The following is a 12960-nucleotide window of genomic DNA, read 5'->3' on the forward strand; positions in this document are numbered from 1 at the left end:
ATCAGGTGCTGGCCAGCGCGTATTCGCTCACCGCGATCAGCGCGTCGGTGGCCGACCTGCGATTGCGGGCGTCGATGGTGATCATCGGGATGTGCTCGGGCAGCGTCAGCGCCTTGCGGACCTCGTCGATCGGGTAACGCGGCGCCCCATCAAACTCGTTGACCGCGACCAGGAACGGCAGCCGGCGGTGTTCGAAGAAGTCGACGGCCGCGAAGCTGTCCTGCAACCGGCGGCAGTCCACCAGCACGATCGCGCCGATCGCGCCGCGCACCAGGTCGTCCCACATGAACCAGAACCGGCGCTGCCCGGGGGTGCCGAACAGGTAGAGCACCAAATCCTCGGCCAGGGTGATGCGGCCGAAGTCCATCGCGACGGTGGTGGTGCGCTTGTCCGGCGTCGCCTCGATCATGTCGACGCCGGCCGAGGCGTCGGTGACCATCGCCTCCGTCCGCAACGGCATGATCTCCGACACCGCACCGACAAAGGTGGTCTTGCCGGTGCCGAAGCCGCCGGCGATGACGATCTTCGTCGACGCGGTGCCGGGTGCTTCAGAGTGCCCTGAGGCCACGCAGGGTCCTTCCTATGAGTTCCTGTCGCTCGTCGCGGGTCGAACGGTCGGTCAAGGTCCTGTGCACCCGAAGGTAGTCGGCGCTGACCAGATCACCGATCAGGACGCGCGCAACACCGACCGGAATATCCAGCCGCGCCGCGACTTCCGCGACCGACAGGGTGCTGACGCACAACCGGATGATCTTGCCCCGCACGTCGTCGATCGGCCACTCGTGGGCCAGGCCCGCCTGCAGCGCCTGCACCGGCGTTTCCAGCGGAAGGTCGACGTCGGTGCCGGTCCGCCCGGCCGTCAAAGTGTACGGCCGGACCAACCTCGGCGGTGTCAGCGGTGGCTCGAGTTCGTCCATCGGGACTCGGGCTCGGCACGGCGGGCGGACTGAACGACGTTACCCACCTGTTCGACCAGAACGGCCATCTCGTAACCGATCTGGCCGATGTCGCACGACGGCATGGCCAGGGTCGCCAGGTGTGAGCCGTCACCGACGCGCATCAACAGCAGGAAGCCGTTCTGCATCTCCACCACCGACTGCAGCACCTGCCCACCCTCGAACAGTTGCGCGGCGCCGGTGGCGAGGCTGGCCAGCCCGGACGCCACCGCGGCCAACTGATCGGCCCGTTCCCGGGGCAGGTGCTCACTGGCCGCGACTGGCAGCCCGTCGACCGACACCAGCAACGCGTGTGCCACGCCGGGCACCTCACGCACGAACTTCGACACCAGCCAGTCCAGCGGGCTGTAGGACGACTGCACCGTCATTGCTGCTCGGCTTCCTGACGAGCATGCGACCGTCCGGTGCGCACGCCGCTGAAATGGTTCCCGATGGTGGCACGGATGGCTTCGGGATCGCGGTGCTGCTCGGGCTGCTCGTCGGGGTCGGCCGCCCCGGGCACCAGCCGAGCCCCTGGGGTGCGCATCGGCAGGCCGGACTCGGTGTGCGCCTCGACGGGCTTTTCCGCGGCTTCGGCGGCCGCCGACCAGCCGCGGTCCCACACCGTCTGCCAGTCCAGGTCGGGACTCTGCACCAACTCGTGTGGATCGCCCATCATCTCCGACAGCATCCGCTGATAGATGACGTCGTCGTCGGCCGGTCCGGACGGTTTCAGATCGGGTGGTTGCGGCGGTGGCGGCGTCGGAGCCGCGGCCGATGGCCGGCGCGCGAAGAAAGCCGAGGTGTCCGAGGCGACCTTTGCCGGTTGGGATTGCTCCGACGTCGCCGGCTGCGGCTGCGGCGGGGCCTTCTCCCACCACGGCGTGGGCAGCGGGCGCTTCTGCTTGGGCTGCTGCTCCTCTGGCTGCGCCGGTACACCGGTGATGCCGCTGGATCCGGGACTGCGGCGCGGCAGCGACGTCACCGGCGTCCCGGCCTGCGTGCGACCGTCATGCAGAGCCGTCCCGACGGTTGCCACGTCGGGTTCCGGAGGCCGCACGGCGAAGAACTGGCGCTGCGGCGCCGCGGCTTTTTCTGCGGCCTGACGTTCCTGACCCTCGACAAGCACGTTCAGCGGCAGGTACACCTCGGCGGTCGTGCCGGTGCCCGCTTCGCCATTGGCGGGACCGCGCAACCCCACGCGCAGACCGTGCCGCGCCGCGAGCCGGCCGACCACGAACAGCCCCATGTGCCGGGCGTTCTCCGGAGTCGGGTCGGGGGTGCCGTCCCGTTCGGCCTGCAGCCGCATGTTGGCCATGCGCCGGTCCGACTCGGTCATGCCCAGGCCGGCGTCGGCGATGCGCAGCAGCACACCTCCCCCACTGCCGCGGACCGCGGAAACCTTCACGGGTGTGTTGGGCGGCGAGTAGCGAAGCGCGTTGTCGATCAGCTCGGCGAGCAGATGGATGACGCCGCCCGCCGCCGCACTGAGCACCGTGCAATCGGCGGCGGATCCGATCTCGACGCGGCGGTAGTCCTCGACTTCGGACACTGCGGCGTTGATCACCGTCAGCAGCGGAACCGGCTCCCGCTGGTCCCGCGAGATCTGGGCGCCGGCCAGCACCAGCAAGTTGGCGCTGTTGCGGCGCAGCCGCGCCGCCAGGTGATCCAGCCGGAACAGATTGTCCAGCCGCTCGGGGTCCTCCTCATTGCGCTCCAGCCGGTCGATGAGCGCCAGCTGCTGATCCACCAGGGAACGGCTACGCCGCGACATGGTCTCGAACATGTCGTTGACGAGCAGCCGCAGCCGGGCTTCGTCGCCGGCCAGCAGCAACGCCTGAGTGTGCAGCTCGTCGACGGCGTGGGCGACCTGCCCGATCTCCTCGGTGGTGTACACCGGCAGCGGCTCGGGAGTCGGCTCGGCGCCCGCGCGCACCCGGTCGATCTCACCCTCCAGGTCGGTGTGGGCGACCTTGAGTGCACCGTCGCGTAGCACCCGCAGCGGTTTGACCAGCGCCCGCGCCACCAACAGCACGATCAGCAGCGCGATGGCCATGGCGGCCAGGGTCAGCACGGCGTCGCGGACGGCGGCGTCGCGCCGCGCGGTGGCCTGGTCCTGCACCGAGGTCGTCACCGACCCCGTGGTGTCGTTGATGATCTGCTCGGCGATCCCCTGGGTGGTGTGGATCGAACGCAGCAGGTCCTGGTTGTCGACGAGCACGCTGTCCGGATCCGACATGATCGCCATCCGGCTCACCATCTGCTGCTGCAGGTTCTTCGCATCCGGCGAACCGACCCCCAGCACCTCGGTCATCCCGAACAGGGTCGACGGCTCGGTGCCGGCCAGGGTGATCATCGCGGTGCGCAATTGCGGCTCGGGCAGGTCGGCGCCGCGGGTGGTCAGAATCTCCTGCAGCGTCATCTGCCCGCGCGCCCCGACGGCCCGGCTCAGGCCCTGCACCTGCGACCGGATCCGCTCGCTGTCGACACGCACCGACGCGTTGATCGCGTTCTCGGCGGTCAGCAACAACGGCGCGTAGGTGGTGACCCGGTCCCGCAGCCCGATGCTGTTGTCCACCGTCTTGTCCAGCAGCGCCTGGCCGCCGTTGAGCAGGGTGTTCACGCCGGACCTGACGTCGGGAATCACGTCGGTATCGGCCAGCCGCGTCTGCAACTCGTACTTGCGGGCGGCGAAATTCTTCTTCGCACCCTCCACGTCGCGGCCCGTGGAACCCGCCAACAGCGCCACATCCAGTGCGGACATGTATTTGGTGATCGCCGGGATCACGTTGGCGCGGGCCGCCGCCAGCCGCAGACCACTCGAATTGGCCATCTCCTGCTCGACCCGCAGGGCCCCGAACACCGTCGCCAGCACCAACGGGACCAGCGCGATCGCCAGGACTTTCCACCGCACCGGCCAGTTGCGCAGCGACCAGGCCGGCGGGCGCTTCGGGCCGCGCGCCGCCGCCGCCACAGCGGGTGCGTCGCCCGGGACCGCCGCGACCGAGTTGGTCGGGCGGGCGAACATGGTCATCTGTGCACGGCCGTGCCGCCGGCCGCGTGAAACGAGAGGCTCATCAAACTTCCTGCTGCATTATTTCGCCCGCCCCGGCAGATGGCCGCGAACGCAATTGCCTGGCAATCCGACGAGTATGTCACCACCCAGCCGAGGTCTCCATAATTGTTACTGAGTAGATAAGGTCCGCTGCCGCAGGCCTCGCACACCGGCAGTTCGCCCCGGCAAACTCCGCTTTTCGACCCAGCCTCCGCTTTCCGACCCAGCCTCCGCTTTTCGACCCAGGGACGTGGCGGCGTCACGCATGCAGGGCTGGATGGATGAAGCGGTAGAGGGCGCCGTCAGTGGTGATGCTCGCGATGGTAAGTCGCACACCGTCGCCCGCGTACAGGCACAGCGAAACGAAGGGCTGCAGCACAGATCGGTCCGCATCGGGATGATCGAGCCGAATGCGCTCGGGGACCCATCCAGCGACCGCCGTCATCGCCGCCCAAGCGGCCAAACCGACATCTGCTGACGCCACGCGCGCCCCGAGCACCAGCGTAATCTCCTCAAGGCTCCCCGACGCGGCGCCGAGTGGCTCGCGGAAATACAGGTCCGGCTCGAAGCCCTGAGCTACGAAGTAGTCGGGCAGCCGGTTGAGCATGGCGAGCCGCCGAGGCTCGATGCGGTCGGTACGACCCAGTACTTCGACCCGCGCTAACCCGAATCGACTGTTGCCATAGTCCGCGCCCGTCATGCAGTGAGGCTAGTACCGCTTAGGACGCTCGCAGTATTGCAACCAGGAAATCCGAGTCTGCGGTGAACGGCCGCAAATCCCAGGTCGACAGCAACAGGTCCGGGGTGAAACCGGCCTCCGCCGCATGGTCGAGGAATTCATCGAACCCGTAACCCCGATTGGCGCCGAAGCCGATGACCGCCCGGCCGTCGGCGGCAAGGTGGGCGCGCAGCCGGCTCAGCACCTGCACGCGGGTGCTCGGCGCCAGGAACGTCATGACGTTGCCGGCGGAGACGATCACGGCGAACGGTTCGGGGATCCCACGGGTAGGCAGGTCGAGTTCGGCGAGGTCGCCAACGAGCCAGTGCCCTTGCGGGTGGTCCTGTTCGGCCGCCTCGATCAGTACCGGGTCCACGTCGACGCCCACGACGTCGTGACCGGCCGCGGCCAGATAGCCGCCCAGCCGGCCGGGGCCGCAGCCGGCGTCGAGGATGCGGGCGTGCCGGGGCGCCACCGCGTCGACCAGGCGGGCCTCACCGGCGAGGTCGTCGCCGGCGCGCGCCATCGAGCGGAACCGTTCGATATACCAGTGCGAATGTCCGGGATCGGCCGCGACCTTCCGCATCCACAGGCTCTGCTCGACCATGACGACCATTGTCCCCGGTCCCAACCGCTGCGCTTCGTGCCCGCGGCGTACCGGCAGGATGCCTGTTGTGTTCAGGATGCTGTTCTACTCACCGCGCATCGCCCCCAATACCGGCAATGCCATCCGCACGGCGGCCGCCACCGGCTGCGAACTGCATCTGGTCGAACCCCTCGGCTTCGACCTGTCCGAGCCCAAGCTCCGTCGCGCCGGTCTGGACTACCACGACCTGGCTTCGGTCACCGTGCACGCGTCGCTCGACGATGCGTGGGCGGTGCTGGCGCCGGCGCGGGTGTTCGCCTTCACCGCTGCGGCCACGACGCGATTCGCCGACGTCGACTACCGACCGGGCGACGTGCTGATGTTCGGTCCCGAGCCCACGGGACTCGACGAGGTCACACTCACCGATCCCCACATCACCGGTCAGGTGCGCATTCCGATGCTGGCCGGGCGGCGATCGCTCAACTTGTCGAACGCCGCGGCAGTCGCCGTCTACGAGGCCTGGCGGCAACAGGGTTATTCGGGCGCCCGGTAAACGCAGAAGCAGGCTCGTGCGTACACGAGCCTGCTTTCTACAGGGCATGTTCAGGGGGGCAGGGGAGGAAACATGCCGCAGTCTGTGGTCACGGGCAGATCAATAAAGCTCCTTCGGTGACTGTGTTCTCGGTGAAACTTGTCGGTAAAACCTTGTGTCCTTAGATTGCCCGACTGCAGTTGATAGCGGTGTCCACCGACAGGTGATAGCTGGGATGAATTGCGTGTCCCCCGATCGGGGGACAACCCGGGACGGTCACCACCCGTTCCAGTGCGTCAAGCTTTCGGCCGGCAGCCGCTTGGCCGGCCGGAAGTCGATGCCCTTGGTGTAGGCGATCGGGAACAGGCCGCCTTGGCTGTACTCGTCGTAGGGAATCCCGAGCACTTCGGCCACCGTGCGCTCGCCGTCACCGAGCAGGTGCAGGGTGGTCCAGCACGAGCCCAGCCCGCGCGAGCGCAGCGCCAGGCAGAAGCTCCACACCGCCGGAAACAGCGACGCCCAGAACGACACCCCGCCCAACGGCGACTTCTCTTCCCGGCCAAGGATGCACGGGATCAGCAGGACCGGCGCCTCGTGCATGTGCTCGGCCAGGTACGAAGCCGAGTCGCGCACCTTCCCCATCCGTTCGCCGCGGGTGTCACCTTCGCCGTACTCGGGCGCCGGTGAACTCAGGTAGCCGCGAGCGTTGGCCAGGTAGACGTCCCCAATCGCCTTCTTCTTTTCCGGATCCTCGACGAAAACCCATTGCCAGCCTTGCGAATTGGAGCCGGTGGGCGCCTGCAGCGCCAGCTCGAGGCATTCCATGAGCACTTCGCGCGGCACCGGTTTGTCGAAGTCGAGACGTTTGCGGACCGAGCGGGTGGTGGTCAGGACTTCGTCGACGGTCAGGTTGAGTGTCATGGCTGCAGGCTACCGTTGGCGCCATGAGCATCGAACTGACGCAAGAGGTTTCCAGCAGGCTCACCGTCGACCACTACGGCTGGCTGACCACTGTCGCCAAGTCCGGGCAGCCGGTGCCGCGGTTGATCTGGTTCTACTTCGACGGCACCACGCTCACGGTCTACACCGAACCCCACGCCGCCAAGGTCGCCCACATCGCGGCCCGCCCGCAGGTGAGCCTGAATCTGGATTCGGACGGCAACGGCGGCGGCATCATCGTGATCGGGGGGACGGCGGCGGTGGACGCCACCGGAGTCGACTGCCGAGACGACGAACCGTACTGGGCGAAATACCGTGCAGACGCCGAGCAATTCGGCTTGACCGACGCAATGAGCAACTACAGCACGCGACTGCGGATCACTCCGACGAAAGTGTGGACCACACCCACCGCTTAACGCGCTCCGCTCGTCAGCCGGCTAATCCAGGTCGGTGGACACCGAGACGCTGCGCCAATTGTCGATGTCGGTCTGCAGCTGCTTGATCTTGTTCTCGACGGCCGCGACGCAGTCCGTGCCCAGCAGCAGGTGTAGCGGCGGCTCGGCAGCCGATGCGATGTCGACAATGGCCGCGGCGGCCTTGACCGGGTCGCCCGGCTGACTGTGGTTGATGTCGGCGGCGCGGGCGCGCACCGCGCCCGCGGTCGCGGCGTAGTCCTCGATGATGGTCTCTTCGGTGCCCAGGCTGGTCGCATCGAGGAAATCGGTGCGGAAATAGCCGGGTTCGACGATGGTCACCCAGATGCCGAGCGGCTTGACCTCCTGTGCGAGCGCCTCGCTGAACCCTTCCATCGCGAATTTGGTCGAGCAGTACACCCCGAACCCGGGTCCGCCTTGCAGCCCACCGACCGAGCTGATGTTGAGGATGTGGCCCGAGCGCTGGCGGCGCATCACCGGTAGCACCGCGCGTTGCATGGTCAGGGTGCCGAACACGTTGACCTCGTAGACGGCACGAACCGAAGCGTCCGACGATTCCTCAACCGCCCCGAGAAGTCCCCGGCCCGCGTTGTTCACCAGCACGTCGATCCGCCCGAATTTGTCGACGGCGGCCTGGACCGCGGCCGTCGCCTGGTCGGCGTTGGTGACATCCAGGTCGACGGCCAGCAGGGCGTCCCCGGCATCGGGGAATTGCGCCGGAATCTGATCGGCGCGCCGCGCGGTGGCGACCACGCGATCACCCTGGTTGAGGATCTTGCGTGCGATCTCAAGACCAAAGCCGCGAGAAGCTCCCGTGAGGAACCAGACCTTCGACACCATGCCTCCTTCTGTCACTGGACCCCCATACTGTGCGGCACACCGCGAGCAGACGCAAAAGCACCCATTTTCGGCCCGAAATGGGTGCTTTTGCGTCTGCTCGCCATCACCGGAAGTCCCGTGACTTCGAGCCCACCGCCAGGCTGATGCGGCCCATCCGCTCGGCCACGACAGTGATTGCGCCGCTTGCGTTTTGGACCTGGCCTCGAATCAGCAACGCCGGCGCGGTGTGCGCCAGTTTGCGATGGCGCGCCCAAACCCCGGGCGTGCAGAGCACGTTGATCATCCCGGTCTCGTCCTCGAGGTTGACGAACGTCACCCCCTGCGCGGTGCCGGGCCGTTGGCGGTGGGTCACCGCGCCGGCGATCAGCACCCGGTCTCCATCGGGCACCGATCCCAGCGCGGCTGCGGGCACCACCCCCATCGCGTCCAGGTCCGCGCGCAGGAACTGGGTCGGGTAGCTGTCCGGCGAGACGCCGGTGGCCCACACGTCGGCGGCGGCCAACTCCAGCTCGCTCATCCCGGGCAACTCCGGGATGTGTGACGACGAGCCCACCCCCGGTAGCCGGTCCGGCCGCTGGGTGGCCGCGGCGCCGGCCGCCCACAGCGCTTCGCGCCGGGACATCCCGAAACAACCGAGCCCCCCGGCCGTCGCCAACGCCTCGGTCTGTGGCACGGAGAGTTGCAGCCGCGACGTCAAATCCAGTAGAGAAGCGAACGGGCCGTTTGCCTTTCGTTCGCCAGCCAGCTTCTCGGCGAGGTCGTCGCCGATATGGCGGACCGCGCCCAGCCCGAGGCGGACCTCCGTGCCGGCATTCTCCAGCGTCGCGTGCGCCAGGCTGGCGTTGACGCACGGGCCGTGCACCAGCACCCCGTGCCGCCGCGCATCGGCCACCAGTGACTGCGGCGAATAAAAACCCATCGGCTGAGCGCGCAGCAACGCCGCGCAGAACGCCGCCGGATGATGCAGCTTGAACCAGGACGAATAGAACACCAGCGACGCGAAGGACAGCGCGTGACTTTCCGGGAAGCCGAAGTTGGCGAACGCCTCCAACTTCTCGTAGATCCGGTCGATCACCTCGTCATCGGCGTCGTGCAGGGTGCGCATGCCGTCGTAGAACCGGCCACGCAACCGCCGCATCCGCTCGGTCGAGCGTTTGGAGCCCATGGCGCGCCGCAACTGGTCGGCCTCGGCGGCCGAGAACCCGGCGCAGTCGACCGCGAGCTGCATCAGTTGCTCTTGAAAAAGCGGCACCCCCAGCGTCTTGCGCAGGGCCGGTTCCATGGACGGGTGGTCGTAGACCACCGGCTCGATACCGTTGCGCCGCTTGATGTACGGGTGCACCGAATTGCCCTGGATGGGGCCGGGGCGGATCAGCGCCACCTCCACCACCAGGTCGTAGAAGATCCGGGGCCGCAGTCGGGGCAACGTGGCCATCTGCGCCCGTGACTCCACCTGGAACACTCCGACCGAGTCGGCGCGCGAGAGCATCTCGTACACCGCCGGTTCGGAGAGGTCGAGCCGGGCCAGGTCAACCTCGATGCCTTTGTGCTCGGCCACCAGGTCCCTGGCGTAATGCAGAGCCGAGAGCATGCCCAGCCCGAGCAGATCGAACTTCACCAAACCGATTGCCGCGCAGTCGTCTTTGTCCCACTGCAGAACGCTGCGGTTCTCCATCCGCGCCCATTCCACCGGGCAAACGTCGGCAATCGGCCGGTCGCAGATCACCATGCCCCCGGAATGGATTCCCATGTGCCGGGGCAGGTTGCGGATCTGGTTGGCCAGGTCGACCACCTGCTCGGGGATGCCTTCGATGTCCCCCGGCTGCCCCGACCAGTGACTGATCTGCTTACTCCAGGCGTCCTGCTGCCCCTGCGAAAAGCCCAGGGCGCGGGCCATGTCGCGCACCGCGCTGCGCGGCCGGTAGGTGATGACGTTGGCCACCTGGGCCGCGTAGTCGCGGCCGTATTTGTCGTAGACGTATTGGATCACCTTTTCCCGCTGATCCGACTCGATGTCGATGTCGATGTCGGGTGGCCCGTCGCGGGCGGGCGACAGGAACCGTTCGAACAGCAGATCGTTGGCCACCGGGTCGACAGCGGTGACACCGAGGGCATAGCAGACCGCGGAATTTGCCGCCGACCCCCGGCCCTGACACAGGATGTCGTTCTCCCGGCAGAATCGGGTGATGTCGTCGACCACCAGGAAGTAACCCGGGAACTGCAGTTGCGCAATGATTTTCAGTTCATGCTCGATCTGGGCGTAGGCGCGCGGCGCCGCGTCGGGCGGCCCGTAGCGGTCGGCGGCGCCCACCATGGTCAACGAGCGCAGCCAGCTGTCCTCGGTGTGCCCGTCGGGCACGTCGAACGGCGGCAGCTGCGGTGCGATCAGCGCCAGACCGAACGCGCACTGCTCCCCGAGTTCGGCGGCCGCGGTCACCGCGTCGGGGTGCTGGGCGAACAGCCGGGCCATCTCCTCCCCCGACCGCAGATGTGAGCCACCCAGCGGCGCCAGCCAGCCGGCGGCCGCATCCAGAGACTGCCTGGCCCGGACCGCGCCCATCGCCATGGCCAACCGGCGACGGGACGGATGGGCGAAGTGCGCTCCCGTGGTGGCGACGACCCCGACGCCGAAGGGTGCCGCCAGCCCGGCCAGCAGCGCGTTGCGTTCGTCATCGAGCGGCTGGCCGTGGTGGGTCAATTCGATGCTGACCCGCTCGGCGCCGAACCGGTCCACCAACTCGGCCAGCGCCCGCTTTGCCGCCTCCGGCCCACCAGTGGAAAGGGCCAGGCGCACAGTGCCTTTGCGGCAACCGGTCAAAATGTGCCAATGCCCACCGGCCGCCTCGGCCAGCGCATCGATGTCATAGCGCAGCTTGCCCTTCTCGCCACCGGCCAGATGCGCCGCGGCCAATTGCCGGGACAGCCGCCGATACCCTTCGGGCCCACGGGCCAGCACCAACAGATGCGGCCCGGGTGGGTCCGGCTGCTCGGTGCGCGCTTCCGATACCGAGGAGGCCCCCAATGACAGCTCGGCGCCGAAAACAGTGCGCACGTCGAGCTCGGCGGCGGCCTCAGCGAACCGCACCGCCCCGTACAAGCCGTTGTGGTCGGTCAGCGCAAGCGCGCGCAGGTCCAGCCGGGCGGCCTCCTCGACCAGCTCCTCCGGCGTGCTGGCCCCGTCGAGAAAGCTGTACGCCGAATGCGCATGCAACTCGGCATACGCGACCGACGATTTGGCCCGGCGCCCGTCCGGCTTTGCGGTGTACGTCCCGCGCTTGGACGAAAGCGGGGCATCATCGGCCGGCCGCACCGGAACGGGCGCGCCGGCGTGGCGCGGTTTTCCGTCCAGCACCCGTTCCATCTCGGACCAGCTGGGCGGTCCATTGTGCCAGCCCATCTGGCCAGTATATCGAACATCAGTTCGATGGATGAAGTCTTCGCTAACTGGCCGGAGCGAACTTCCGAACGCTTTTCAAACGGCTTTGTAACAAATTGCCCGCAGCACACCCCGGCGCGGCATCGCCGCAGTTAAACACAACTTCAATTGGAACACACGTTCTTAACCTGGCGGGGCTACCGCCGTGCAGACCCCATCCGGATACTGGTACAAGTTGAAAAAACACGGCGGGGGCGGCTATGGCACAACAGACGACACAACAGACGACATCCGATACGGGATTCTTCGGCGGCGCGACACCGGATGCGCACCCAAACCTGGCGATGGCCGCCGCTGCCATCGTCGAGGGTTGCGCACCGGACAGCGAACTGATCAAAAAGCTACTGGCAGAGCGGATTCGACCGGGCGTTCCGGTGAATCCGGACGCCGCTCAGCACGTGCACCGGATGGCCCTCCCCCGTCCCGGCGACGACGGCGAACTCTTCCTGGCCATCACCCACGCCCTGGAACGTCCCCTCGAACTCGACGGCCCGCTGTGGGAATGCTGGGTGATCGAAGGCCTCCGGGACTACCGGTGGGCGATTCTGATCAAGGTCCACCACACCCTCGGCAGGCTTTCGCCCGCCCACCTTCTCCTCCAGCTCTGCGACGATGCCGCGACCGGCACCTTCTCCAGCGGGGCCCCGAAAGAGCTTCCGGCTCCGCCGATCGACTGGGCCGACGCGCTCTGGCAACTGCCGGCCACTCTGGTGAAGGTGGCGGCGCGGGCCGCGCTGTTACCCATCACGTGGCTGTCGCCCGCCGGTGCCGACACCACTCGGCGGCACTACCGCACGGTGCGGGTACCGCGCGCCCAGGTCGAAAGCGTGTCCCGCAAGTTCGGGGTGCAGCCCAACGAGGTTGCGCTTGCCGCGGTCACCGAGGGCTTCCGCACCGTGCTGCTGCGGCGCGGCGAACAACCGCGCGCGGATTCGCTGCGCACCCTCGGGCCGGCGGTGCCCTACCTCCCGCTCGAACACGAAGAACCCGTTCAGCAGCTGCGCGCGGTGCACAGCATGTCCGGCCGCAATGACCAGCGCCCCGCGGCGAATTCGCCGATTGCATTGTGCGCCAAGGTGATCCAAGCGCTGACGAAATCACCCGGGCAAGGACTGGTGGCCCTGGCCACCACCGCAGCCGGACCGCGGCGGCGCTTGCATCTGCTGGGCCAACGGATGGAGCGGCTGCTACCCATCCCGCCGACCGCGCCGGACGTCAGCACCGGGGTCGCGGTTTTCAGCTACGGGGACGAGCTGGTCTTCGGGATCACAGCCGGCTACGACGGGGCGACCGAGATGGAGCACCTGGCTGACGGCATCGAACTGGGCATGGCGCAGCTGGCCGCGCTCAGCGAGGACTCCGTGCTGTTGTTCGACCGCCGGCGCGGGCGCTCGTCGCGCGCGCTGACTGCCAGCGCGGCGCGGTGGCGACCTGCCGCACCGCCCGCACGCGTGCGCCACTGAGCCGGCGCACCTGCGCGGCCGA

The 12960-nt window shown here is 67.9% G+C and carries 12 protein-coding genes; 3 read left to right on the forward strand and 9 right to left on the reverse strand.

Going from position 1 to position 12960, the window contains the following annotated elements; all coding sequences use genetic code 11:
* Position 1: 1 nt before the first annotated feature.
* The 6 genes from A5645_RS18785 to A5645_RS18810 form a co-directional block, all read right to left on the reverse strand.
* Positions 2-568 (reverse strand): GTP-binding protein, encoded by a 567-nt coding sequence (locus A5645_RS18785; RefSeq protein ID WP_065036042.1) that lies wholly within the window; start codon positions 566-568, stop codon positions 2-4.
* Positions 549-917: a DUF742 domain-containing protein gene (locus A5645_RS18790; RefSeq protein WP_065036043.1), complete on the reverse strand. Its 369-nt coding sequence runs from the start codon at positions 915-917 to the stop codon at positions 549-551. The genes A5645_RS18785 and A5645_RS18790 overlap by 20 nt, the downstream gene beginning before the upstream one ends.
* Positions 893-1324 (reverse strand): roadblock/LC7 domain-containing protein, encoded by a 432-nt coding sequence (locus tag A5645_RS18795; RefSeq protein WP_036353007.1) that lies wholly within the window; start codon positions 1322-1324, stop codon positions 893-895. Before A5645_RS18795 ends, A5645_RS18790 begins: the two co-directional genes overlap by 25 nt.
* A complete protein-coding gene (locus A5645_RS18800) occupies positions 1321-3969 on the reverse strand; it encodes a sensor histidine kinase (protein ID WP_065130648.1) in 2649 nt (882 codons plus the stop codon). The genes A5645_RS18795 and A5645_RS18800 overlap by 4 nt, the downstream gene beginning before the upstream one ends.
* 280 nt (positions 3970-4249) lie before the next feature.
* The gene (locus A5645_RS18805) at positions 4250-4690 is read right to left on the reverse strand and encodes a hypothetical protein (RefSeq protein ID WP_065130649.1); all 441 of its coding nucleotides are present in this window, start codon (positions 4688-4690) and stop codon (positions 4250-4252) included.
* A gap of 19 nt (positions 4691-4709) precedes the next feature.
* The gene (locus A5645_RS18810) at positions 4710-5315 is read right to left on the reverse strand and encodes a class I SAM-dependent methyltransferase (protein ID WP_065036054.1); all 606 of its coding nucleotides are present in this window, start codon (positions 5313-5315) and stop codon (positions 4710-4712) included.
* A gap of 67 nt (positions 5316-5382) precedes the next feature.
* On the opposite strand from A5645_RS18810, the gene A5645_RS18815 reads away from it, so the two are divergent.
* Positions 5383-5847, forward strand: a complete 465-nt coding sequence (locus A5645_RS18815; protein WP_065036046.1) for a tRNA (cytidine(34)-2'-O)-methyltransferase — start codon at positions 5383-5385, stop codon at positions 5845-5847.
* 255 nt (positions 5848-6102) lie between these two features.
* Here the strand turns inward: A5645_RS18815 and A5645_RS18820 are convergent, their stop codons facing one another.
* Positions 6103-6747 (reverse strand): nitroreductase family protein, encoded by a 645-nt coding sequence (locus A5645_RS18820; RefSeq protein ID WP_065130650.1) that lies wholly within the window; start codon positions 6745-6747, stop codon positions 6103-6105.
* Positions 6748-6770: 23 nt separating this feature from the next.
* Between A5645_RS18820 and A5645_RS18825 the strand changes: the two genes are divergently transcribed.
* Positions 6771-7181, forward strand: a complete 411-nt coding sequence (locus A5645_RS18825) for a TIGR03667 family PPOX class F420-dependent oxidoreductase (protein ID WP_065130651.1) — start codon at positions 6771-6773, stop codon at positions 7179-7181.
* A 21-nt stretch (positions 7182-7202) separates the two neighbouring features.
* Here the strand turns inward: A5645_RS18825 and A5645_RS18830 are convergent, their stop codons facing one another.
* Positions 7203-8036 carry an oxidoreductase gene (locus A5645_RS18830; protein ID WP_253867059.1) on the reverse strand — a complete coding sequence of 278 codons (834 nt, stop codon included), beginning with the start codon at positions 8034-8036 and terminating at the stop codon, positions 7203-7205.
* Positions 8037-8142: 106 nt separating this feature from the next.
* A complete protein-coding gene (locus A5645_RS18835; protein ID WP_065130653.1) occupies positions 8143-11436 on the reverse strand; it encodes an error-prone DNA polymerase in 3294 nt (1097 codons plus the stop codon).
* A gap of 239 nt (positions 11437-11675) precedes the next feature.
* On the opposite strand from A5645_RS18835, the gene A5645_RS18840 reads away from it, so the two are divergent.
* A complete protein-coding gene (locus tag A5645_RS18840; protein ID WP_065130654.1) occupies positions 11676-12938 on the forward strand; it encodes a wax ester/triacylglycerol synthase domain-containing protein in 1263 nt (420 codons plus the stop codon).
* Positions 12939-12960: the final 22 nt, after the last annotated feature.

It is taken from the genome of Mycobacterium asiaticum (assembly GCF_001673635.1).
GTDB classification, from domain to species: Bacteria; Actinomycetota; Actinomycetes; order Mycobacteriales; family Mycobacteriaceae; genus Mycobacterium; species Mycobacterium asiaticum_C.